26 protein-coding genes are annotated in these 23195 nt (G+C 65.6%); 7 read left to right on the top strand and 19 right to left on the bottom strand.

Features of this window, described 5'->3' with window-relative positions; genetic code table 11:
- Positions 1-34: 34 nt before the first annotated feature.
- The 4 genes from hpnJ to ACYQML_RS13475 all read right to left on the bottom strand — a co-directional run bounded on the left by hpnJ (position 35) and on the right by ACYQML_RS13475 (position 4615).
- Positions 35-1471 carry a hopanoid biosynthesis associated radical SAM protein HpnJ gene (gene hpnJ, locus ACYQML_RS13490; protein ID WP_056423872.1) on the bottom strand — a complete coding sequence of 479 codons (1437 nt, stop codon included), beginning with the start codon at positions 1469-1471 and terminating at the stop codon, positions 35-37.
- A 57-nt stretch (positions 1472-1528) separates the two neighbouring features.
- The gene (gene hpnI / locus ACYQML_RS13485; protein ID WP_311274679.1) at positions 1529-2743 is read right to left on the bottom strand and encodes a bacteriohopanetetrol glucosamine biosynthesis glycosyltransferase HpnI; all 1215 of its coding nucleotides are present in this window, start codon (positions 2741-2743) and stop codon (positions 1529-1531) included.
- A 112-nt stretch (positions 2744-2855) separates the two neighbouring features.
- On the bottom strand, positions 2856-3473 hold the full coding sequence (locus ACYQML_RS13480) for an MlaC/ttg2D family ABC transporter substrate-binding protein (RefSeq protein WP_461233088.1): 618 nt from the start codon (positions 3471-3473) through the stop codon (positions 2856-2858).
- Positions 3464-4615 (bottom strand): HpnL family protein, encoded by a 1152-nt coding sequence (locus ACYQML_RS13475; protein ID WP_461233087.1) that lies wholly within the window; start codon positions 4613-4615, stop codon positions 3464-3466. Before ACYQML_RS13475 ends, ACYQML_RS13480 begins: the two co-directional genes overlap by 10 nt.
- A gap of 211 nt (positions 4616-4826) precedes the next feature.
- Here ACYQML_RS13475 and ACYQML_RS13470 point away from each other — a divergent pair, with 211 nt between their 5' ends.
- Both ACYQML_RS13470 and ACYQML_RS13465 read left to right on the top strand, forming a co-directional pair.
- The gene (locus ACYQML_RS13470; RefSeq protein ID WP_056424469.1) at positions 4827-6008 is read left to right on the top strand and encodes a hypothetical protein; all 1182 of its coding nucleotides are present in this window, start codon (positions 4827-4829) and stop codon (positions 6006-6008) included.
- A gap of 181 nt (positions 6009-6189) precedes the next feature.
- The gene (locus tag ACYQML_RS13465) at positions 6190-7023 is read left to right on the top strand and encodes a MipA/OmpV family protein (protein ID WP_461235725.1); all 834 of its coding nucleotides are present in this window, start codon (positions 6190-6192) and stop codon (positions 7021-7023) included.
- 43 nt (positions 7024-7066) lie between these two features.
- On the opposite strand, the gene ACYQML_RS13460 is transcribed toward ACYQML_RS13465, so the two are convergent.
- From ACYQML_RS13460 to ACYQML_RS13420, 9 genes are all read right to left on the bottom strand, one after another.
- The gene (locus ACYQML_RS13460) at positions 7067-7300 is read right to left on the bottom strand and encodes a hypothetical protein (protein WP_056423865.1); all 234 of its coding nucleotides are present in this window, start codon (positions 7298-7300) and stop codon (positions 7067-7069) included.
- Positions 7301-7373: 73 nt separating this feature from the next.
- Positions 7374-7985 (bottom strand): glutathione S-transferase family protein, encoded by a 612-nt coding sequence (locus tag ACYQML_RS13455; protein WP_461233086.1) that lies wholly within the window; start codon positions 7983-7985, stop codon positions 7374-7376.
- Between the two features lie 124 nt (positions 7986-8109).
- The gene (locus ACYQML_RS13450) at positions 8110-9294 is read right to left on the bottom strand and encodes an alpha/beta hydrolase (protein ID WP_461233085.1); all 1185 of its coding nucleotides are present in this window, start codon (positions 9292-9294) and stop codon (positions 8110-8112) included.
- Between the two features lie 159 nt (positions 9295-9453).
- The gene (locus ACYQML_RS13445; protein WP_461233084.1) at positions 9454-9663 is read right to left on the bottom strand and encodes a hypothetical protein; all 210 of its coding nucleotides are present in this window, start codon (positions 9661-9663) and stop codon (positions 9454-9456) included.
- Between the two features lie 110 nt (positions 9664-9773).
- On the bottom strand, positions 9774-10208 hold the full coding sequence (locus ACYQML_RS13440) for a response regulator (protein WP_056423856.1): 435 nt from the start codon (positions 10206-10208) through the stop codon (positions 9774-9776).
- Positions 10209-10446: 238 nt separating this feature from the next.
- Complete coding sequence (locus tag ACYQML_RS13435; protein ID WP_461226548.1) at positions 10447-11346, bottom strand: dienelactone hydrolase family protein; 900 nt, start codon at positions 11344-11346, stop codon at positions 10447-10449.
- 69 nt (positions 11347-11415) lie between these two features.
- Positions 11416-11877 carry a hypothetical protein gene (locus tag ACYQML_RS13430; protein WP_461233083.1) on the bottom strand — a complete coding sequence of 154 codons (462 nt, stop codon included), beginning with the start codon at positions 11875-11877 and terminating at the stop codon, positions 11416-11418.
- Positions 11878-12032: 155 nt separating this feature from the next.
- Positions 12033-12467, bottom strand: a complete 435-nt coding sequence (locus ACYQML_RS13425) for a DUF192 domain-containing protein (RefSeq protein ID WP_056424462.1) — start codon at positions 12465-12467, stop codon at positions 12033-12035.
- A 63-nt stretch (positions 12468-12530) separates the two neighbouring features.
- Positions 12531-13106, bottom strand: coding sequence for a cold-shock protein (locus ACYQML_RS13420; RefSeq protein WP_244478141.1), 576 nt, complete (start codon positions 13104-13106; stop codon positions 12531-12533).
- Positions 13107-13589: 483 nt separating this feature from the next.
- Between ACYQML_RS13420 and ACYQML_RS13415 the strand changes: the two genes are divergently transcribed.
- Complete coding sequence (locus ACYQML_RS13415; RefSeq protein ID WP_461233082.1) at positions 13590-14630, top strand: DUF1624 domain-containing protein; 1041 nt, start codon at positions 13590-13592, stop codon at positions 14628-14630.
- Positions 14631-14709: 79 nt separating this feature from the next.
- Here ACYQML_RS13415 and efp read toward each other — a convergent pair whose 3' ends face one another.
- A complete protein-coding gene (efp, locus tag ACYQML_RS13410) occupies positions 14710-15276 on the bottom strand; it encodes an elongation factor P (RefSeq protein WP_056423850.1) in 567 nt (188 codons plus the stop codon).
- Between the two features lie 160 nt (positions 15277-15436).
- Between efp and epmA the strand changes: the two genes are divergently transcribed.
- Genes epmA through ACYQML_RS13395 form a run of 3 tightly spaced genes read left to right on the top strand, consistent with a single transcriptional unit; the run spans position 15437 to position 18452 of the window.
- Positions 15437-16510 carry an EF-P lysine aminoacylase EpmA gene (gene epmA / locus ACYQML_RS13405; RefSeq protein WP_461233081.1) on the top strand — a complete coding sequence of 358 codons (1074 nt, stop codon included), beginning with the start codon at positions 15437-15439 and terminating at the stop codon, positions 16508-16510.
- Positions 16511-16530: 20 nt separating this feature from the next.
- Positions 16531-17592, top strand: a complete 1062-nt coding sequence (locus ACYQML_RS13400; RefSeq protein ID WP_419952882.1) for a lysine-2,3-aminomutase-like protein — start codon at positions 16531-16533, stop codon at positions 17590-17592.
- Between the two features lie 47 nt (positions 17593-17639).
- On the top strand, positions 17640-18452 hold the full coding sequence (locus tag ACYQML_RS13395) for a YdcF family protein (RefSeq protein WP_461233080.1): 813 nt from the start codon (positions 17640-17642) through the stop codon (positions 18450-18452).
- A gap of 21 nt (positions 18453-18473) precedes the next feature.
- On the opposite strand, the gene ACYQML_RS13390 is transcribed toward ACYQML_RS13395, so the two are convergent.
- The 5 genes from ACYQML_RS13390 to ACYQML_RS13370 form a co-directional block, all read right to left on the bottom strand.
- A complete protein-coding gene (locus ACYQML_RS13390; RefSeq protein WP_056423843.1) occupies positions 18474-18770 on the bottom strand; it encodes a DUF3253 domain-containing protein in 297 nt (98 codons plus the stop codon).
- Positions 18767-19504, bottom strand: coding sequence for a DUF599 domain-containing protein (locus ACYQML_RS13385; protein WP_461224485.1), 738 nt, complete (start codon positions 19502-19504; stop codon positions 18767-18769). Before ACYQML_RS13385 ends, ACYQML_RS13390 begins: the two co-directional genes overlap by 4 nt.
- Before the next feature lie 143 nt (positions 19505-19647).
- Positions 19648-19956: an acylphosphatase gene (locus ACYQML_RS13380; RefSeq protein WP_461233079.1), complete on the bottom strand. Its 309-nt coding sequence runs from the start codon at positions 19954-19956 to the stop codon at positions 19648-19650.
- A 37-nt stretch (positions 19957-19993) separates the two neighbouring features.
- Positions 19994-20425, bottom strand: coding sequence for a gamma-glutamylcyclotransferase family protein (locus ACYQML_RS13375; protein WP_056423837.1), 432 nt, complete (start codon positions 20423-20425; stop codon positions 19994-19996).
- 198 nt (positions 20426-20623) lie between these two features.
- Positions 20624-22576 carry an ATP-binding protein gene (locus ACYQML_RS13370; RefSeq protein ID WP_461235724.1) on the bottom strand — a complete coding sequence of 651 codons (1953 nt, stop codon included), beginning with the start codon at positions 22574-22576 and terminating at the stop codon, positions 20624-20626.
- Here ACYQML_RS13370 and ACYQML_RS13365 point away from each other — a divergent pair.
- Positions 22505-22966 carry a hypothetical protein gene (locus tag ACYQML_RS13365; RefSeq protein ID WP_461235784.1) on the top strand — a complete coding sequence of 154 codons (462 nt, stop codon included), beginning with the start codon at positions 22505-22507 and terminating at the stop codon, positions 22964-22966. The genes ACYQML_RS13370 and ACYQML_RS13365 overlap by 72 nt on opposite strands.
- Positions 22967-23195: the final 229 nt, after the last annotated feature.

Raw genomic sequence — 23195 nt, 5'->3', positions numbered from 1 at the left:
GGAGAAGTATGATGAAGGTTGGGCGACCTGAGGATCAGGCAGCTTTGGACGTGCCGGTCTGACGCTCCTTGAGGAAGCGGTAGAATTCCACACCCTCGCGCAGGCGGCGCTTCATCATGTCGGGCGAGCGCACCATCTCGGAGACGATGGAGGCGATCTTCGGGGCGCGGAAGTAGAACTTCCGGTAGAATTCCTCGACCGCCGCGAAGATCTCGGAATGCGACAGGTGCGGGTAGTGCAGCGGGGCGATCTGTACGCCGTTCTCGTCGACGAGCTCGGCATTCTCCACGTCGAGCCAGCCGTTCTCCACGGCCTGCTTGTAGAGGAAGGTGCCCGGGTAAGGGGCGGCCAGCGAGGCCTGGATCGTGTGCGGGTTGATGCGCTTGGCGAAGGCGATCGTCTCCTGGATCGTCTCGCGGGTTTCGCCCGGCAGGCCGACGATGAAGGTGCCGTGGATGGCGATGCCGAGGTCGTGGCAATCCTTGGTGAACTTCTCGGCCACCTCGACGCGCATGCCCTTCTTGATGTTGTTCAAGATCTTCTGGTTGCCGGACTCGTAGCCGACGAGAAGCAGGCGAAGGCCGTTCTCCTTGAGCACCTTCAGGGTCTCGCGGGGCACGTTCGCCTTGGCATTGCACGACCAGGTCACGCCGAGCTTGCCGAGTTCGCGGGCGATCTCCTCGGCGCGCGGGAGATTGTCGGTGAAGGTGTCGTCGTCGAAGAAGAACTCCTTCGTCTGCGGGAACTCCTTCAGGCAGTACTTGATCTCTTCGATCACATGCGCGACCGAACGGGTGCGGTAGGTGTGGCCACCCACGGTCTGCGGCCAGAGGCAGAAGGTGCAGCGGCTCTTGCAGCCACGGCCCGAATAGAACGAGATGTAGGGGTGCTTGAGGTACCCGATGAAGTACTTCTCCATCTGGAGGTCGCGCTTGTAGACCGAGGTGACGAAGGGCAGCTGGTCCATGTCCGTCATGATTTCGCGGTCCTCGTTATGGACCACGACTCCATTGGCGTCCCGGTAGGACAGGCCCTTGATCTCGGACATCGGCGTGCCGTCGGCGACTTCCTTGACGGTAAAGTCGAACTCGTTGCGGGCACAGAAATCGATACACGGGGCCTGGGCCATGGCACCCGCCGCGTCGACCGCGACCTTGGCGCCGATGAGCCCTGCGATGAGCTTGGGGTTAGCGGCCTTGAGAGCCTCGACGGTCTTCACGTCGGACTTGAAGGACGGCACCGAGGTGTGCAGCACCACGAGGTCGAAATCGTTGGCTTGGGCCACGATCTCGGCGAGCTTGATGTTGTGCGGGGGGGCGTCGATCAGCTTCGAGTTCGGCACGAGGGCGGCCGGCTGGGCGAGCCAGGTCGGGTACCAGAACGACTTGATCTCGCGCTTGGCCTGGTAGCGAGAGCCCGCTCCGCCATCGAAACCGTCGAAGGTGGGGGCCTGGAGGAAGAGCGTGCGCATGGGGTTCAAGGCCTCAGCGAGGGACGGGAATGGGGCGGGTTCAGAGCGAAGCGAGAGTCAGAGCGGGGACGCGCCGGCATCGTGGCCGAGGCTGCGCTCCGGGATCAGCGTACCGTCCGCAACCACCCGATAATCGTGACCTTTCCATGTCACCGCCCCCGACACGAAGCTCCAGGAGAAGTTCATGAAGGAGAGGATGTCGCGAATCGGCAACAGCCAGTAGGGGTGCGGAGCGAGACCGAAGGCGCGCTCCAGGCGGACGCAGAGGATGATGCGGCAGGCGAGCGCCAGGGCCGCCACCACGAGTCCGCTCGTGTCGGCTCCCGGAATCAGGGCGCCGATAAGCGCCAGCGGGAAGGCATGGGTGACGATGGAGCCGGCATACCCGGCCGGATCGACGTTGCGGATGGTCCGGTTCCAGCGCAACTCGTGCTTCCACAGGCCGGCGAGATCGGTGTCGACGCAGGTATGCCCGATCGTGAAGGTCGGGATCGCCACGAGACCGCCCTTGGCGCGCAGGGCTTCGCCCACCGCGTAATCGTCGGCGAGATCGTCGCGGAAGGCCTCGAAGCCCCCCATCTCGGCGAGCGCCTTGGTGGTGAAGGCGATGGTGGAGCCGAAGCAGGGCTTGGCCAGGCCGAGCGAGGTGCCCATCACGACATTGGGCAGGAACTGGACGTCGATGGCGAGCGCCGAGAGATGAGCCCAGACGCCGCGGTTCGCCGGTACGCCATGGTAGAGGCAGGTGACGCCGTTGACGCCGGGCTGAGCCAGCTCGGCAACGATCCGCTCCAGATAATCGGGCTTGGCCACCATGTCGCTGTCGGCGAGCACGATCACCTCGTGGGCGATCAGCGCCGACATGTTGATGAGGTTGGAGACCTTGCGGTTCGAGCCGTGCTGGCGCGCATCGATGACGAGGTCGAGCTTGAGGTCGGGATAGGTTTCGGCGAGGCGGCGCACCACGGCGATCGCCGGATCGGTGGCGTTCTGCACGCCGAAGACGACCTGCATCGGGCCGGCGTAGTCCTGGCGGCAGAAGGTCTCGAGGTTCTCGTAGAGATTGGGCTCCATGCCGCAGAGCGGCTTCAGGATGGTCACCGATGGGCGTGCGGCGTTCGCCGCAAGGACGGGAACGGGGCGGCGTGCGTAGCGGCTCGCCAGGAAGGCAGCCGTCAGCCCGTAGACACAGCCGGCCAGGGCCATGAACTGGAACAGGAGCGAGAGCCAGCTCAGGTTCGCCGAAGGCAGATCCGTCAAGGTGAGGTCCATGATGGGCGAAGCTCGGTCACGGTTTGGTTGAAGGTGCCGCAAGGTCTGGAAGGCGACACGGGCGGGTTCGTCCGGCCAGGCCCGACGAGGGGCGTCTGGCCTGCGTCTAAGGCTATGGTTTGGCGGCGAGCATCGCCGTGGTCCGATCACGAAGGAATTTCAGCAGGCTTTCCGCCCCGCCCGCCTTCAGCGGATCGGCGAAGCTGCCGCGCATGGCGGCGATCTCGCTGACATTGCCGTTGAGATAGACGTCCTGGATGCGGTTGCTCGAACCCACGAGGTAGTCGACCTGCGAGGCGTCGCCCTCCGAATTGGCGACCTCGGTCTGGACCACGCGGTTCTGGCCGCGCGCTTCACTCTCGGGCTTGATGTCGAACTTGCCGCCGGCGGCCTGCGACAGGCGGGTGGCATAGGTCGCGGTGAAATACTGTTTGAAGGCTTCCGTCAGCGCGCCCTGCTGCTCGGGGGTGAAGCCTTTCCATTTCGCGCCCACGGCGACCCGCGCCATGGTGGCGAAATCCATGCTCTGGTCGAGCACCGGGCCGATGACCAGGGCCCTGCTCTTCACGTCGGCTTCGGGCGCCTCGAGGGCGCCCTCGAAGCTGGAATAAAGGCCGCGTACGGTCTGCACCGCCGCATCCTCCGCCGCACGGGCGGGCCCGACCGACAGGAGGGTCGCTGCGAGAAGGGTCGAGGCCACCAGCCCCGATGCGAATCTGCTCACGCGCATTTCCGCAGCGTCTCCATCTCGCCCTCCATCGAGCGCGACACGATGTGGTTTCCCGCGGAATTGGCGGGCACCCGCGACACGGGCATGGAATCCAGGCTCACCGCCCGGGCAATGTCGCCTCCGACTTTCGGCGCGTTCTGCTCCACCGACCTCTGGTCCCGAAACGTCCGGTCTTCCACGTCCGGCGCGACCGTCTTGCCTTCCATGAAGTGCCACGCGACGAGGCCGGGCACACCGACCATGAGATCGGCCAGACGCTTCACCAGGGAGAGCGCCAGGGCAGCCTCGGCGGGGATGTCGAAGATCGCGCAGAGGGCGATGAGGCCGCCTTCCTGGGCACCGAGCGCCCCCGGCACGGCGAAGGCGGCACCGCGAACCGCCTGGGCCAGGCTTTCGATGACGATGGCCTCGGCGACCGTCACCGGATAACCCATGAAATGCAGAGCCACATAAACTTCGGCGGCGCCGATGATCCAGCCGATCATGTGCACGCCCATGGCGCCCACGACCCGCTTGGGCGAGGAATAAAGTCGGCGCAGGCTGTCGAACAGAACATCGACCGCGCCGAGCGCGCGCCATTCACGGGCGGCGGCAAAGCGGCTCAGCAGGGCCTGGATGATGCGGTGCCCGCTGCGGCGCTGGATCAGGAAGAAGGCGCCGAGAGCTGGGGCCGCGATGGCGAGACCACCGGCGACGGTGCGTACCACGGGGCCATCGCCATGTAGCCAGGCGAGCAGGGCGACGCCGCCGACCGTGAAGAGGAACTGGGTGACCGCCTGGGTCATCAGGTCCACGAACATGCTGGCGCCGGCGAGCCCTCCGGAGAGGCCGCGCTGCGTCAACAGTCGCGCTCCGACGAAGTCGCCGCCGACGGTGGCCACGGGGAGGAGCGTGTTGATGCCCTCCCGCACGAAACGCAGCGAAATGCAGTTCCACAGGCTCGGACGGTCGTCCCGCGGGAAAACCGTGAACCAGCCGAGGCCGGCCCAGCCGACGGCGACCGCGCGGGCCAGCACGACGATGGCAGCGCCCCAACCGGCGCTCACCACTGCCGCGGCGACGTCATCGAGACCCGATGACAAGAACAGTCCTGCAACTGTGCAGAGGCCGACGATGAGGGCCAATGTCGTCAGACGCTTCATGATCCCCCTTCGACCGTCGGCGCGGACGATTTTTTAGAGAATTTCACCGACGACCCGGACGAAAAGCCTTCCGGAAAACGTTGGCGTCATCGGAAGTTGCAGCTTTGGATTTCGTTGTCTATCACCCGATAGACACAGTGCGAGCCAAAGCGGCGCTGAGGCTTCTGCCTCGAAGAAACAGCCGCGCAAAGGCACGACCAAGGGACGAATGATGGACCGCGAAGCTTTCACCACGGCTCAGGATGCCGTGCTCGCCGACGCGCAGATCGATACCTACGACGCCAATTCGGCAGCCTATCGCGGGACGCCAGCCCCGAAATCGCCGGTCATGGCATGGAACGAGTGGGACCCTCTGGAAGAGGTGATCGTCGGCAGCCTCGACGGTGCGACTATTCCGTCCCACCACCTCACGGTGATCTTCAACCTGCCGCGCGCAGCGCAGCCGTTCTACCGGTTCGCCGCGGGCTTCCGGTATCCGAAGTTCATGAAGAAGCTCGCCCAGGCCGAGCTCGATAACTTCATCTCGATCCTCGCCGGCGAGGGCGTGAAGGTGCGTCGGCCCGACACGGTGGATTTCTCGCGCAAGTACAACGCCCCGCGCTGGTCCTCCCGTGGCTTCTGCGTCGCCTGCCCGCGCGACCCCTACCTGGTCATCGGCGATGAGATCATCGAGAGCCCGATGTGCTGGCGGTCGCGCTATTTCGAGGGCGACGCTTACCGTTCGCTGTTCAAGGAATATTTTCGTAACGGTGCGCGCTGGACCTCGGCGCCTCGGCCGCAGCTGACGGACGAACTCTACAATTACGATTACCGCGTGCCGAACCTGAAGGCCGGCGAGCCGATGCAGTTCACCGTGAACGAGTTCGAGCCGGTCTTCGACGCGGCCGATTTCGTCCGCTGCGGCCGCGACCTCTTCGTCACCCGCTCCAACGTGACGAACCTGATGGGGATCGAGTGGCTGCGCCGCCACCTCGGCTCGGGCTTCCGCGTCCATGAGATCGAGAGCCGTTGCCCGCAGCCGATGCATATCGACTCGTCCTTCATGCCGCTGGCCCCGGGCAAGGTGCTGGTGAACCCGGACTATATCGACGTCGAGAAGCTGCCCGCCGTGCTCAAGAAGTGGGACGTGCTCATCGCGCCCCGCCCCGACCCGGTCGAGGGCTTCATGAGCAAGATTTCGATGTGCTCGCCCTGGACGTCGATCAATGTGCTGGCCATCGACGAAAAGAAGATCGTCGTCGATGCAAGCCAGCCGACCTTGATCAAGGCACTGAAGGATTGGGGCTTCGATCCGATCCCGGCGCCGTTCCTGTCCTATGGGCCCTTCGGTGGCTCGTTCCACTGCGCCACCCTCGACGTGCGTCGCCGCGGTGCGTTGAAGTCCTACTTCTAATCTGAGAATCGCTTCGGCGCGCTTGTCGCGCCGAAGCGATTTTTTGTCGTTGCCAACATAGGTCTATCGTCGCGTCGGCTTTGTCGTGATGCGTTAGGGAATTGTGTCTATGACCTCCGTCATGGACACGATGCTTCTCAACCCATCCTCGCGCCCTGCCCAAAGGACGAGCCTTGCCGCCATGCCGGCGCTGGCCCTCGCGGGCTCGCTCATCGCGGCGAGCGGCGCCGGAGCCGGAGCCGCGGATCTCATGGAGTTGCAGAGGCCGCCGACGTTCCTCGCCTTGGACCAGAATCTCTGGGTCGTGACGGTGACGGCGACGGTGCAGGCGACGCCGAGTTTTCCGGGGTCGAACGAATATACCGCCATCGGCTACCCATCGATCAGCATCGCCAAGGCCGGTACGCCGCGCCGGTTCTCGTCGCCGGATGACGGGATCAGCTTCTCGCTCTACGATTCGCCGCTCTTCAATGCCGGCCTGACGGCGGAGTACGTGCCCGGCCGCTATTACGGCGACAACCGGCGTGACCTGTTCGGTCTCCGCGATGCCCAGTTCGCCATCGAGCCGGGTGTCTTCGTGGAGTATTACCCCACGCAATGGCTGCGCGCCCGGGCCGAACTGCGCCATGGGATCTTCGGGCATCACGGCTTCGTCGGCTCGCTCGGCGCCGATGTGATCCAGCCCTTCGACCGCTGGCAGGTCTCGGTGGGCCCGCGCTTCAACTTTGGCGATGCCAGCTTCGCCAGGCGCTATTTCGGCGTTCAACCGTTCGAGGCAGCGCTCAACGGGACGCTGACGCCGTTCCAGCCCGACAGCTACGTCACCGTCGGCGGATTGGGAGCCGTGACCTATACGTTCGACGAGCGATGGGCCGCCACTGGGTACGTTGGCTATAACCGGATCGTCGGCTCATCCGCCGAGAGCCCGTTGGTGCGCCGCCAGTTCGGATCGCAGAACCAATACACCTTTGGCATGAAGGTGAATTACAGTTTCACCACGCAGCCCTGGTTCTAGAGACCAAGGCCTGAGGTAGCGAGCGCCTGTCCGAGCCGCCGTTTCACCCGACGATATGGGCTTGGCCACCCCCGTTCGGGACGGCCTGCGCGACGAGCGCCCGCCGCCACGTGAATCCGGCGAGGGCGAGAGCGAGCCCGTATTGCAGCATTCCGTTCTCGGCGAGATCCGCCGGCGCGATTTGTGTCTGGATCGCCCAGCGCGTCAGGGCATTGAGCAGGATCAGCCCCGCGCAGAAAACCGCGGCGGTGATCAAGGCGGCAACGAAATCGGGCATGGCGCGACCTCCGGAGAACCGAAGGCGAACTTTGCAAGGCGCGCGCCAGTCTGGCGGCTGAAGCGGTGCCGGTTCAGGCCGCCGGTGGTTTCGTCACCACCATCGCGGGATGTTCGGCAAAGCCCGCGAACCACGCCGCCAAATCCCTATGGTCCCGCGTCCAGCCGAGTTCGGCAAAGCGCAGGTCGAGATATCCGAGGGCGCAGCCCAGGCTGATCGTTCCGATATCGACCCGGCCGAGGAGGCGTTCCGCCCCTGCGTCGAGGGACGCGAGCGAGCTCCGGATCTTGGCCTCCTGACCGTCCATCCAGGTGCTGGAGCATTCGGAGGCGTCGCGTGCCGTGAGTTCGTAGCGGATCAGCAGGGCCGCATCGAGAATGCCGTCGGCGATGGATTGGTCGTTGAGCGCCGTCCATCTCGCGGGACCGGCCGAGGGGAACAGCCCTCCCCCGGCTTGGGTGTCGAGATACTCGCAGATGACCCTGCTGTCGGCCAATGCGTGGCCCTCGTCGTCAAGCAGGGTCGGAACCTGTGCCAGCGGATGATGGGTCAGGATGGTGCCGTCGCGCTTCACCGGATGGGCCGCGCTCGGTAGCAGCTCGATACGGTCGACGATGCCCAGCACGTGGGCACAGGCCATGACCTTCCGCGCGAAGGGAGAGAAGTGCGAGTGGAACAGCTTCATCGTGACCTGTAGAGCTCGTTGCGCAAGCACAAGACCGTGCCGGCCTGCTGTTTGCGAAAAGCTACCGGGATGACAAGCCCCGGTGCCCCGCGCCTGAACCCTGACTCATCTCGGGCATGATGAATCAGGGACGTCTCACCGGTTTGGGCTTGGGTTGCGTGGCCGCCGCAGGCGTCGGAGCCGGCGCATGCGCGGCCGCCGGAGCAGCACGGGGCGTTTCCACGACCAGACGCTTCACCGGCCAGCCGTCGCTCCAGCGTTCCATTTCGCTGAGCCGCGGATTGGCCTTGAGTGTGGTGGCGTCGCCGCCGAACGCCGCTGCGGCGGCCAGATCGAACGTCTTCCAATAGGCGAGGTAATCGAGGCTATCTGCCCGGGAATTATTCAGTTGCGCGAGCAGTGTCGTCTGTTCGCCGGTCAGGGACATGTCGGCCGACCATTTGAACGGTGTCGGCGGCTGCTTCGGATCCTTCGGCGGCTCCGGTGGAAGCTTGATGGCTCCGCCGTCATAGGCCGTGTCCACGGCACCCGGCGAGGTCAAGGTCGCCGTCAGCGAGGGAAAGCCGTGGTCGTCGGAGAGCGCGCGGATGAAGAGTTTGCGCTCGGGCGCGACACTGCTCGCCTCACGCAGGAGCCGCTTGGCGGCGAGATCCGCCGCGCGGGCATCCCGGTCGCCGATGACGGTGATGACGAGTGTCTCGGATGGGATCTTCGACAGGTCGCGCAGCACGACGCCCCTGGATTTGGCGTCGCTGGCGATCCCCCCCGGCATGATGGCGAAGACGAGGCGCGGTATGGGCAAGCCGGTGCTGTCGGCATCGGCGGCGAGGTTGGCGGCGATCGGAGCCCCCGCGAGGTGGCCGATCAGGGCGACTCGCTTCGGATCCGGTTTGGCGTCGGGATCGGATTCGAGTTCCGCGAGGGCGGCCTTCACGAGTTTCTCGGCATTGCCCGTGGCGTCAGCCGGCCGCGTCCGGTTGACCTCCTGGAAGCGCGGAAACAGCACGAGATATCCGGCGCGGGCGAGGTGATCGATCCAGGCCCCGTAGGGCTGCGGGTTCGGGGCCCCCCAGGCGTGGAGGAACACCACGACGGGCCGTCCCTCCGCAGGCGCGGCACCAGCTGAGTAGAAGACGAAGGTCGCGGCACTCGGCCGTCCCAGCGCCCGCTTCACGATCGAGAGGGAGCGGTTTCCCACACCGCCGGGGCCGTCGGCAGGCTGGTTGGGGGGCGTCGCGGCGAAGGCCGGTTCGCATAACGGCGCAGCGACCAGCAAAGCGCCGAGAACGAGGCAGGCTTTCAAACGCATGACGGGCTCGTCAGATCGATCCGGAAGGGTCCGTTCGACATATCAGGTTTTAGGACATCGATGGGGAGGCGATCCAAGTCTTGCGCCAAGTCTCAGCGGCCATGCGTCATTCGAGCCGCACCGATCACGTCGTCCCGATCGCGGCAGGGGCGAACGATGCTAGCGCCCGGCCTCGGTTTCATTGCGCCTTTCATCGATCAGCGCCGCCAGACGAAGCAGTTCGTCGGGCGCGGAACGATCGATCATATCACCGTAAAGGGAGCGTAGATCCTCGCCGACTTTCTGCATCAGCCGCGCCTCGGAGAAGACCGTATAGGAATGCCCGGGGCGGCTGATATTGGCCATGTTGGTATTGGCGGCGCTGGTCATTGGAAACCCATGGCCCGTCACTGATCGACGAGGGACTGAACCAACCAACGGTTGGAGCCCGTCAAGTTTCCCTATGATCTATGATATTTTTAGAACGGCCCGGTGGCACGTCAGGGAGCGGTACCACCGATCACGTCTATGCCCGCGCCTTGCGCGGGAGCACGGCCCGCCGCCTCCTCGACCCAAGCTAGGATGTCGGATGCCCGCCACGGTTTCGGGATGAAAGTCGCGGAAATCCGCAGGTCACTGGGCTGGTCGCCCGCATCACCGGATGTGAGAAGCACGCGTACCCGCGGCCAGGTGACTCCGATGATCCGCGCGAGTTCGAAGCCGCCGATGGGGCCAGGGGTTCGCACATCGGAGAAGACGACGCTCACAGCGCCGTCCTTCTCGTTCAGGATGGCCAGGGCGCGTTCGGCCGTTTCCGCTTCGATGACGCTGAACCCGGTCTCTTCGAGGAGTGCGGCCGCGAGGTAGCGCTCATCCGGCTCGTCCTCGACGACGAGGATGATGGGTCTCTCGCCTGATGGATTCGCAGCACTCATGGGTCCGGAACGCTCTTCAGGCTTGACAGCCGCTCTAGCCGTTATCCCAGCAACGCTATGTAGTCCTACCCGTCAATGTGTCGAACCGGCGCTCGGATCGTAATTTCCGACATGCATCCATCCCTGAAATCATGATCAGAGCGGCGGTTCCTCCATTGTAACAGAGGGAACGCTCCTGTGGGAGGTGCCCGAACGCTCCGATTCGGTCGATCGTCGCGTTGGTCGATGAGGGTACGATTTAGCCGACCCCGTGGCTTTTGAGGAACGCCAGCGCGCGTGCCCAGCCCTGCTCCGCACTGTCCTTGCGATAGCTCGGCCGGTAATCGGCATGGAACCCGTGCGGTGCGTCGGGGAAGACGACGAGCTCGACACTCCGCCCCGCAGCGTTCGCCCGGTCGCGGGCCTCCTCGACGCTGGCGATGGGAATGCCGGTATCGGCGCCGCCATAGAGTGCCAGAAGCGGTGCGCGGATGTCCGCTGCGACGTCCCCTGCCGTTTTCGGCTGCAGGCTCGTACGGTCGCCACCGAGTGGGCCGTACCACGCCACCGCGGCTTTCAGATCGCGCCGATGCGCCGCGTAGAGCCATGCCCCGCGACCGCCCCGGCACCATCCCATCGTGCCGATCCGCTCGGGATCGGCCTTCGAATCGGCAACGGCCCAGGACGCTGCCGCATCGAGATCCGCGATCCACTCGGCATCGGGCGTCTTCAGAATGACGTCGCGAACGATCGCCTTCACATCCGTCATAGTCGAGAGATCGCCCTGCCTTGCGTAGAGCTCGGGCGCCACGGCGCAATAGCCGGCCTTGGCCAGGCGGCGGCACACGTCCTTGATATATTCGTGAACCCCGAAAATCTCTTCGATGACGAGGACGAGGGGAAACGGGCCCGCTCCCTCGGGCATCGCCCGATAACCCGGCATCGGCCCGTCGGTCGCGGGGATCTTCACCTCGCCGGCGACGAGACCATTGGAATCGGTCGTAACGGCCTGAGCCTGCGCATTCGCCTCGGCCAGGGTGAACCCGGCGATCAGGCTCGTCATCACGAAGCCCCGGCGCGAGAGGGGGGGAACGACGAGCCCATCGAGGCCGCCCAGTCCCTTGCTCCGATCGTCCTTGTCCGTCACGCGCTCGTCCATGGATTGACCTCCTGCACGGCGCCCCTCGACGCCCTCAAGAAATCTAGGGCGTCGCGGCGGGAGGTCACGTCAGGACAGGGCGACGCGCGCCGTATCCTTTTCTTCCTTCCGCCCCGCGACGTTGCGGTGGGGAACGGGTCGGCCCTCGGATGCGGTGGGTCTCCGCCGAGCGATGGATTTCGGACGCACCAGTTCCGCCAGTTTCGTGAAGCCTTCGGTGCCGCCCTGTCCGCCCTGCCCCATCCTGAGGCCGAAACCGGTGACGAAGGATTGCGACAATGCCTCGTCGCGCTCGACGTTGAAGAGATCGGCAGCCGCCTGAAACGCGTCGCGGAACGGACGCAGCGAACACCAGCTCTTCTCCGCCAGATGTAGCGGCCATTCCCACAGGCCGGACTCGGAGCGCCGGCCCAAGCTCTCGCGGGCGATGAAATAACCGGTCCCGCGATGTTCGAGACCGTCCGCGATCACGCGCCAATCGGCACTCTCGAACAGGATCGTTTCATCGCCGGAAGCTTGAACGTCGAGCATCGCGTTCCCCTGTCATCGTCGAGGAACCCGATGTCTCAGGTTCGCTCGCCTTTGGAACAATATGGGAACATTGGTCAGAAACGAGGCGGCCGTCAAGATGCTCGTTCACGCTGTGTTCGCGGGGTGGTGCCGCGACGATCCCCGTTTCGCTCTGGTCAGCGCGATGGGAACATCGTGTGGTCGACTTGGTCACCCGCCTTGATTCCGAGCTTAGCCGTGACACCGGCATTGAGTTCGAGAACGGCGACCACTGGCTCTCCCGACGGAATGACCTTGGTCGAAAGCGGCTCGGTATTGGTCGCGATCCGAGCAATGCTTCCATCCGGGCGGATGAACAGCATGTCGAGGGGCAGGTAGGTGTTCTTCATCCACATCGCGACGCGCTCAACCTTCTGGAAGTCGAAGAGCATCCCGTGCTCAGGCGCCATCGCGCGGCGGAACATCAGGCCGCGCGAGCGCGATTCGTCGTCGCGCATCACCTCGACGGAGAAGCTGTGCCTGCCGCTCTTGCCCGTGATCGCAAGGGGCTCCTGCGCGGCCGAATCCTGAGCATTGGCGAGGCCGAGACCAGCGAGAATCGTGATCAGGATCAGGAGCGCGCGCAAGGGCGCGGACGAGCGAACGTCTTGGATTGGTGTCACGTGGTCATTCCGTCAATGGGAGGCGGGCAGCGCGCCGTCCAGAAGCCTGACTTCGGCTGCCATCTTGCCCTTCGAACCGTCGCCGTAGCGCACGAGAACGGTTTCGCCGGGCTTCAGTTCGGCGATGCCGTAGCGACGCAACGTCTCCATATGGACGAAGATGTCGGGGGAGCCGTCCCCCCGGCTGAGGAAGCCGAAACCGCGCAACCGGTTGAACCATTTCACCACGGCCGTCTCGAGCCCGCTCGTCGCCGTGACGCTCACATGGGTGCGGGGCATCGGGAGTTCGGACGGGTGGATCGCCGTCGACTGATCGAGGGATATCACCCGGAAGGCCTGCCATCCGCGTGGCCGCTCGGTGGCTTCCACCACGATGCGCGCGCCCTCGCTGGCGGCCGAGAATCCGTCGCGGCGCAGGCACGTGATGTGAACCAAGACGTCGGCCGAGCCGTCATCGGGAAGGATGAAGCCGAAGCCCTTCGACACATCGAACCATTTGATGCGCCCCGAAACCTCGATGAGGTCGAGGGGGCGCTGCACCTCTCCGTCGCCGAGGTCGGTGCCACGTCCACCGGTCGATTCACCCATCGCGCGCTGGCCGTGCGAGCCTGATTCGAAATCGTCGGACATGTAAGCAACCCACACCGAATCACGCGACGCGATCCGCACCATAGATTAACAAAGTCATGACTCGGCGGAAGCCCGTTTGGCGGACATCGACTGCGGCGATTGAGACATTCTTCATCATATTGGCATGAGAGCAACAAGGAACCGGGCAACCGGCGGCGCGGCGCCTTTCTCGCCCGCAACGGTGACACAGCGGCTTCCGCCGAAAAGTCCGGATACGGCCTATCCGCCCGCGACCCGCCGCCTCTCGTTCGGGAGTTGAACGGTTTTCGACGCTTCACGCGGAGCGCCGGTCACACTGGGCGATGCTGGGCCCTTGCATCCGCCTCGCCACCGGCGATAGCCAACGCGCATGACTCAGATCGTATCGTCCGAGATCGAACGTCCGACCAGCGCGGGCTCGTCGCGCCACTCCGAACGGTTCAAGCCGGCGAGGCCGTTCGCATGAGTGCCTCCACGGCGAGACCTGTCGCTGCGGCCTCCGCATCGCCGGCCTCCAAAGAACTCGGTGGAACGCCGCGGCGGTTCGATAGTCTCGATATCGCGCGGGGCGGCGCCCTGCTGGCGATGGCCGCCTACCACACCACCTGGGACCTCGGGCACCTCGCGCTCACGCCCGAGAACTACGCTCTGGCCCCGTTGGGCAAGGTCGCGGCGCACCTCATCGCGGGCACGTTCCTCGTTCTGGTCGGGATCGGCCTCGTCCTCATGAACCGGGACGGTCTCCGGCCCCGCGCGTTCCTCTTGCGGCTCGCACGGATCGGCATCGCCGCCCTCCTCAGCACGGCCGCGACGGTCTACGCGTTTCCGGACAGCTTCATCTTCTTCGGCATCCTGCATTGCATCGCCGTGTCGAGCGTGCTCGCCGTGCCGTTCCTGCGGGTGTCGCCGGCCGTCGCACTGGTGGTGGGGATCGTCGTTCTGGCGACGCCGGCCGTGATGGCGAACCCGGATTATCATCTCGCGGTCTTCGACGACCCGATCCTGAGTTTCCTCGGCCTCGGCATGGTTCCGCCGCGGACCAACGATTACGTGCCGCTGTTTCCCTGGTTCGGCCTGGTTCTCCTGGGGCTGGCAGCGGCGCGGCTCGGTCTGCCGGCTTTCCTGCGCACGAAATGGGCGACGTGGCAGCCGGGATCGATCGCCTCGCGCGGGCTGGCTTTGGCCGGGCGCCACAGCCTCGCCGTGTATCTCGTGCATCAGCCGGTGCTGCTCGCCCTGCTCACGGGCGTCGTGACGGTGACGGGCCCTCATCCGAAGGCCGGTCTCGCGGCGTTCCGTCAGGATTACCGGGTCCAGTGCGAGACGACCGGAGGTTCCGCGCAGACATGCCGGGTGGCGGCGCGCTGTGTTGCCGATGCCCTCCAGCGAGAGAATCTCTGGGCGATCACGGGGCGGGGATTCAGCGTCGAAGAGCGGGCGAAGGCCCAGGCTCTGTCTCAGTCCTGTTACGACGCCGCCGAAGGGCCGGCGCCGTCGCCCTGAGGCGGAATCAGGCCGGCATCGGTCTCCCGCGGGAGATCGATGTCCGAGCCTCGAAGTCCGAGCCTCGAACCGGCGGGTCTCAATCCTTGGCGCGTTCCACGTAGGAACCGTCTTCCGTCAGGATGACCACACGAGTGCCGACCGCCACATGCGGCGGGACGGCGGTGCGCACGCCGTTCGACAGGATCGCCGGCTTGTAGGAAGACGAGGCCGTCTGACCCTTCATCGCCGGCTCGGTCTCGGTGATCTCGAGGGTGACGCGCTGCGGCAGTTCGACCGTGAGCGGCACGTCGTTGTGCAGGGCCAGCATCACCTTCATGCCCTCCTGCAGGTAGGGCGCCGCGCTACCGATCACGTCCTTGGGAACCGCGACCTGATCGTAGTTCTCAGGGTTCATGAAGTGGTAGCCCTCGCCATCCTCGTACAGGAAGGTGTGCTCGCGATCCTCCACGAAGGCACGCTCTACCGACTCGGTGGTGCGGTAGCGCTCGGACACCTTCACCCCATCGGTGATGCGGCGCATGTCGAGCTGCGTGACGGGGGTGCCCTTGCCGGGATGGATGTTCTCCACCGTCAAGATGACGTAGAGCTTGCCGTCCTTGTCGACGACGTTGCCCTTGCGGAGCGTAGAGGCGATCACCTTCACGGGGTCAGATCCTGTTCGAGACAATATATGCGACGCCCCGGCGTGGATTCGGCCCACGGGAGCGACATCTGTGCCCCGCCACTATCCTATCCTGCGTCGCGTTGCCAGCAGCCCGGCGCCTGTGCCCGCAATTGGTGCGCCGGCTAGGGGGAGAACCGGCGTGAGCGGCTCACCGTCTCCGTGGTGGGCGCCGCATCGGCATGCCGATCGCCGCCCGGCCCTGCTCGCGCGAAACCGCATCGTCGCGGCCCTGCGCAGGCATTTCGCGGCCCGCGACTTCGTCGAGGTCGAAGCCGCCGCCCTCCAGGTCTCGCCGGGCAACGAGGCGCATCTCTCGGCCTTCGCCACCTCCGCCATCGGCCATGACGGTGCCGCCTCCCCGCTCTATCTCCACACCTCGCCGGAATTCGCCTGCAAGAAGCTGTTGGCCGCGGGTGAGACACGGCTGTTCAGCGTGGCGCGGGTCTTCCGCAACCGTGAGCGCGGTCCCCTGCACCATCCGGAATTCACCATGCTGGAATGGTACCGGGCGGGGCAGGATTACGAGGTGCTGATGCGTGACTGCGCCGACATCCTGGCGCTGGCGGCCGACGAGGCGAAGACGCGCTCCCTCCGCTTTCGGGGAAGGGAATCCGATCCCTTCGCGGATTTCGAGCGCCTCACCCTCGCCGAGGCGTTCGAGCGCCATGCCGACATCGACCTCCTGGCGACGATCGAGCCCGGCGGCCGCACGGACAGGGACGGCCTCGCCGCCGGCGTGGTCGCATGCGGCCTGCGGGTGGCGGCCGACGATACCTGGGCCGACCTGTTCAGCCGCGTCCTCGTCGCCCTGATCGAGCCGAAGCTCGGCGACGGGCGGCCGACCCTGCTCTACGAATATCCCGTGAGCGAGGCGGCCCTGGCCCGTCCCAGCGCCCGCGACCCCCGCGTAGCGGAGAGGTTCGAGCTCTACGCATGCGGCGTGGAACTCGCCAACGCCTTCGGCGAACTCACCGACCCGCACGAGCAGCGGCGGCGCTTCGAGATCGAGATGGTGGAGAAGGCGCGCATCTACGGCGAGACCTACCCGATCGACGAGGATTTCCTCTCGGCACTGGCCATCATGCCGGAGGCGAGCGGCATCGCACTGGGCCTCGACAGGCTGGTCATGCTCGCGGTCGGCGCGCCGCGCATCGACGACGTGATCTGGACGCCGGTCGCGGAGACGTCGGCGGCGATGGATGGCAACGCGTGAACAGGCCGCTTCCCCGTCCCCTGCCCCGCTCCCTTCGCAACCCCGCGCAGCTCGTCGAAGCCGGGCTCGTCGCTCCGTCCGATCTTTCCGCGCTCGAAGCGGTGGCGGCGCGATACGCGGTCTCGGTGACGCCCGACATGGCCGAACTGATCGACCCGACCGATCCCGCCGACCCCATCGCCCGCCAGTTCCTGCCCCGCGCGGAGGAACTGGTGACACGTGCGGAGGAAGATTCGGACCCGATCGGCGATGCGGCGCATTCGCCGCTTCCGGGCCTCGTCCACCGCTATCCCGACCGGGTGCTGCTGAAGCCGCTCCATGTCTGCCCGGTCTATTGCCGCTTCTGCTTCCGCCGCGAGATGGTGGGGCCGGACGGGCTCGGCACCCTGAGCGAGGACGAACTCGCCGCAGCTTTCGCCTACATCGCCGACCGGCCCGACATCTGGGAGGTGATCCTCACCGGCGGCGACCCGTTCGCGCTCTCGGCCCGCCGGCTCGGGCAGATCGCCGAGGCCCTTGGCCTCATCCCGCACGTCAAGGTCCTGCGCATCCATACCCGTGTGCCGGTGGTCGAGCCCGCCCGCGTGGACGACGATCTCGTCGTTGCCCTGAAGCGCTTCGGCGGTGCGGTCTATGTCGCGCTCCACGCCAATCATCCGCGCGAATTCACGCCGGCCGCGAAAGGCGCCATCGCCCGTCTCGTCGATGCCGGCATCCCGATGGTGAGCCAGTCGGTGCTGCTCGCCGGGGTCAACGACGACCCGGAGACCCTCGCGAGCCTGATGCGAAGCTTCGTCGAGAACCGGGTGAAGCCCTACTATCTTCATCATGGCGATCTCGCGCCCGGCACCGGGCACCTGCGCACCGGATTGGCGGCGGGTCGCAACCTCATGGAACGCCTGCGCGGGCGCCTGTCCGGCCTCGCCCAACCGCTCTACGTGCTCGATATTCCCGGCGGCCACGGCAAGGTGCCGGTGGGACCGTCCTATCTCGCAAGCGACAGGTCCGGCTGGCGGGTCACCGACCCTCACGGGCTGGAACATCCCTACCCGCCGGATGCTGACAGGCCGGACCGAGACTGACCCGCGCGCGGAAGCGCCCGACTGAGACGAGGCTTCAGGGTCCAGACATGTTCTTTCCGCTCTCGAAACTGATCTATTTCGTCATCACGCCCTCGAACTTCTTCATCCTGATCGGGCTCCTCGGCTGCGTCCTGATGTTCGGCGGCTGGACGCCGCGCCTCGGGCGCGGTCTGGCCCTCCTCGGCTTCGCCGGGCTCTTCCTCGGCGGTCTCCTGCCCCTCTCTGCCTGGATCACCCTGCCCCTCGAAAACCGTTTCCCGCGCTTCGCGGAGGACGGCGCACCGATCAAGGGCGTGATCGTGCTCGGTGGCGCCGTGGAAACCCAGACGACGCTGGCGCGCGGCCAGCTCTCGGTGAACGATGCCGGCGAGCGCCAGATCGCCTTTGCGGATCTCGCGCGCCGCTACCCGGAGGCGCGGCTGCTTTTCTCCGGGGGCAGCGGATTGCTCGGCACCGACGGGACGTCGGAGGCCGAGATCGTCAGCCGCTTCGCCGACACGCTCGGGCTGCCGCGCACGCGGCTGATCCTGGAAGACCGCTCGCGCAACACCCACGAGAACGCGCGTTTCTCGGCCGATCTCGTCAAGCCGGTCGCGGGTGAACGCTGGCTGCTGGTCACCTCCGCCTGGCACATGCCACGCGCCATCGGCTGCTTTCGCCAGGCCGGTTTCGACGTGACGGCCTATCCGGTCGATTACCGCACGGTGGGATGGAGCGACGTGTGGAAGCTGAAGAGCTTCGCCTCCGACGGGCTGCTGGTCCTCGACCTCGTGGTCAAGGAATGGATCGGCTTGGTCGTCTACCGGCTCGCCGGCTACACCGACGCGCTGCTGCCGGCGCCGCGGACGAAGGCCGACTGATCTTTTCGCGTCGACGAGGGTTCAGGCTTCGCCGGTAGCCGGGACGGGCATTCCGAGACGATAGATCCCGCGAAAATCGTCGGGGTCGGCGACGGGTTTCCCTTTGCGCATGATGGCGATGTGGCCCTCCTTGGTAAGGCGCACGGCCATGCGGCGAATCGGCTGCATCAGCGGGCTCCAGCCGTCCGGATGCGGCCCGCCGAGGTGGCGCGCCACCTCCGATGGGCAGACGGTCTTGCCTTCTCCCCGCTCTGAAACGAGGCGGAGGATCGATTCGCCGATCTCCTCCTCGCTCACGGATCTGCGCTCTGTGCTCATGACTCGGTGTCCTGCAGGGTGGCCTCGTCGTCCTCGTTGAGGAGGATGGCGCGGATATCGGAGGTGAATTGCCGTCGCCACATGACACAGATGACGCCCGTGGTGGCGAGGATGAGAAACCAGGCGTTCACGAACCAGCCGAGATAGGCCAGCGCGAACAGGAAGGCACGCTGTCCCTTTGCGAAATGGGTCCCGGCGGCGATGTTCATGGCGGCGGCCCGGCGGGCGGCGCGGTCCATGTCGCGTTGCGCGGCGCCAGCGCCCTTGGGCGGCACCGCGCCGATGAGGATCGCACCGTAATTGAACAGACGGTAGGCCCAGGCGAATTTGAAGAACGCATAGACGAAGACGACGGCGAGGCCCGCCACCTTGACCTCCCAGGTGACGCGCGTGGCGATGGCGCCGAAGGGCAGCGCGCCGAACAGGGTCAGCACATCGTCACCGGAGCGGGACAGGGTCAGCACCCCGCCGAGCGCGATGAGGGACGTGGAGGCGAAGAAAGCCGTCCCGTTCTGGAGGGAGGCGTTGATCGTGGTGTCGACCACCCTGTTGTCGCGGACGATGAGCTGCCGCGACCATTCCTCCCGCTGGCGGTTCATGATCTGGCTCAGGCTCGTGCGCCGCCCGCGCATCCGCGCCACCGCGATCCCATAGCCAGCCCAAGCGGCGACGAAATAGAGAAGGCCGGCAATGTCGAGCGGCGAGAAATCCGCGAAGGTGAACGGCTGCTGCATGGGTTCTGATCGCTTCCCGGCCTATGGCCGACCGGAACCCGGTCTCACCGGTCCGGCGCCGTTCCGCCTGCGGCGCGGACCATAGGTCATCGGCCCGATCCGTGGGAAACGAATCTCTGACGATGAAGGATAAGAGAAACCCGTTATCGTGCCCGTCGGCACAGAGAGATCACGTTCGCAGGATGCGAAATCCCCGCATCGGGGGGATTGGCGAAGTCCACCGCCTCCACCGAGGACACGACGGCACCGGCGGGCCCCAGCTTGCACGCATCGAGCATGGCGGCGACCGCATCGGCGGGACCGCTAAACGTCGCTTCCACACCGCCATCCGAACGGTTGCGGACATGGCCGTCGAGGCCGCGACGTTCCGCTTCACGCGAGGTCCAGTACCGGTAGCCGACACCCTGCACCCGGCCACGGATGACGACATCGACGGTTCTGATCGTAGCCAAGAATAAACCTCCTCGCATCCAACCGTGTCTGCGATCCTCAGCCGCGTCCTGCCCGCAGCCAGCGGCGCATCTCGGCGAGGTAAGGCGCCGGGAAAGCGGCAGCTTCGGCCGCGGCCAGCACCGGTTGCAGGTAGTCCGGTCGCGGAACCCCCGGAACAGCGCTGCAGCCCAGATAGATCAAGGCCCGTTTCACGCCGGTCGATGTGGTCACCGGCTGGTAGGCTTTGGTGTAGAGCCGCCCGGCGACGCCCTCGTAGCGGTCGAGGGCCGGCACGTCGGCCAAGGCCAGATCCCAGAGGACGCCCCAGACGGTGGATGTCGGGTCGCGCACCACCGAGGCATAGCCCTCTCGCATGATGATGAAGCGGTGCCGGTTCAGGCGGGCGGTGCCGAGGGAGGTCGAGCCGGGGCAGCGCATGGCCATCGCGGCGGCATCCATGTTGGCACCGTAGGAGAAATACAGGGGCATGGATCGGCTGGCCGGAAGGGGATGACGAGCGCCTGCCGGGCCCGATTCGACGGTCGGACCCGCCCAGGAGGGCCCATTCGCGTGGTCCCGGTGAATGAGGGGGCTGTCGATCCCCCTCGCTTCGAGATTGCGCCTAGCGTTTGGCGAGGGAGCGGGGCGGCCGTGATCGGCTACCCCGCACCTTTAATCGCTATGCGATCAGGCGAATTCCATGATGACCGCGTCGACCGCGAGGCTGTCCCCTTCCTTCGCTTCGATCTTGGAGATGGTGGCGTCGCGCTCGGCGCGAAGCACGTTCTCCATCTTCATCGCCTCGACGATGGCGAGGGGTTCGCCGTTCTTCACTTCCTGGCCTTCCTTCACCAGGATCGCCTTCACTAGGCCGGGCATCGGGCAGAGCACCTGCTTGCCGGAACCGGCATTCTCCTTGATCGGCATCAAGGCGGCGAGTTCGGCTTCGCGCCGGGTGAAGACCCGCGCCTCGGCCGCCGCGCCCGCATGCTGGAGCGCGACGCCGTTGAGAAGGGCGCGCACCTGGATGGCCACGCGGGTGCCGTTGATCTCTCCCGACCAGACCGGCTCACCCGGACGCCAGTCGCTCTCCACCGTCCAGGTCCGGCCGTCTTCGGCGGTGACGACGAGATGCTCGCCGAGATCGTCCACCGTGACCGGGTAGGATTGGCCGGCCAGGATCACGATGCGGTCGCGCTCGAAATGGAGCAGGGCCGGGTCGCGCATCTGGCCCGAGATGCCGCGCTTGCGGGTGTTGAGCTTGTGGTCGATGGCGGCGGCAGCCGCCGCCATGCGTTGGGCGACCTCGCCCTCGGGCTCGGGGGCGACGAAGCCTTCTGGGAATTCCTCGGCGATGAAGCCGGTGGAAATGTTGCCCGAGCGCCAGCGCGGATGCGCCATGAGGGCCGACAGGAACGGGATGTTGTGGCGGATGCCGTCGATGGCGAAGGCGTCCAGTGCCTGGCCCTGCGATTCGATGGCCTCGGCGCGAGTCGGCGCCCAGGTCACCAGCTTGGCGATCATCGGATCGTAGTGGATCGCGATCTCGCCGCCCTCCTCCACGCCGGTATCGTTACGCACGATGGCATTGCCGAACGGGCCCTCCTCCGGCGGCTGGTAGGTGGTGAGGCGGCCAATGGAGGGCAGGAAGTTGCGGGTCGGGTCCTCGGCGTAGACGCGGCTCTCCACGGCCCAGCCGTTGAGCTTCACCTGGTCCTGGCTCAGTGGCAGCGCCTCGCCATAGGCCGAACGGATCATCAACTCGACGAGATCGAGGCCGGTGATCATCTCGGTGACGGGATGCTCGACCTGGAGACGGGTGTTCATCTCGAGGAAATAGAACGACTTGTCCTGGCCGGCGACGAACTCGACGGTACCGGCCGAATCGTAGGAGACGGCCTTGGCCAAGGCCACGGCCTGCTCGCCCATCTTCTTCCGGGTCGCCTCGTCGAGGAGCGGCGACGGCGCCTCCTCGATGACTTTCTGGTTGCGGCGCTGGATCGAGCATTCACGCTCGCCGAGATAGATGACGTTGCCGTGCTTGTCGCCGATCACCTGGATCTCGATGTGGCGCGGATCGGTGATGAACTTCTCCACGAACACACGGTCGTCGCCGAAGGACGAGGCGGCTTCGGATTTGGCGCGGGCGAAACCCTCCGCGACCTCGTCCGACGAATGGGCGATGCGCATGCCCTTGCCGCCACCGCCGGCGGAGGCCTTGATCATCACCGGATAGCCGATCTCGTCCGCGATGGTGACGGCGTGTTCTGGGCTCTCGATGACGCCGAGGAAGCCCGGCACGGTGGAGACGTTGGCAGCCGAAGCCGCCTTCTTCGATTCGATCTTGTCGCCCATGGCGGCGATGGCGCCGGGATTGGGGCCGATGAAGACGATTCCGGCCTCGGCCAGCGCGCGCGGGAACGCCTCGCGCTCCGACAGGAAGCCATAGCCCGGATGGACCGCCTGGGCGCCCGTCTGTTTGCAGGCCTCGATGATCTTGTCGATGATCAGGTAGGACTGCGCAGCCGGAGCGGGGCCGATATGCACCGCCTCGTCCGCCATCGCCACATGAACCGCGTCCCGGTCGGCATCGGAATAGACGGCGACCGTCTTGATACCCATCCTGCGAGCGGTCTTGATGATGCGGCACGCAATCTCGCCGCGGTTCGCAATCAGGATTTTCTCGAACATCTGTCCAGGCACTCGGGTGAAGCGGGAAAGGTCACGAGCGCCGTCGCGCTCAAGCTCGTTCCCGTTAAAGCAGTTGTGCGGCTTCGCAAAGCTGGACCAATGAAGGATTGTTCATACGCTGCGCCAAACCGGCTGTGTATTCAAAATCATGGTCGATGGTATCCAAGGGGCGGCGTAGCGATTGCGCCCTTCTTCCTTGGCCCGGTAAAGCGCATCATCGGCCTGCCGGACCAGGAAGAGGAAGCCCGCCTCGTCACAATTTCCGACGTCGAGGGACAGGCCGATGCTGACCGTGACGCATTGCCCGTCGCCGAGGCCCGGATGAGGAAGCGCCAGTGAATCCGGTGTGACCGACACCAGGGTGTCTTCAAGCCTTCTCGGTCAACGATTTATCGACGCTGTTCAACTGCTGCAGAAAGTGTTCGGTGAACTATGATCCGTATATGTGAGTGGTGTTATAAGTATTTATCCTAAAAATACCTTCGATTACTGGTTATTTTATTAGCATAATGGCGTGACGCCAATGGTATTGCGCCGTAGTTTCAATTTATGTGTATTGACTGTCGTA

The sequence above is a fragment of the Methylobacterium sp. CM6244 genome, assembly GCF_054817885.1.
Note: the sequence above shows the minus strand (reverse complement) of the source record. Positions and strands in the feature narration are given on the sequence as shown.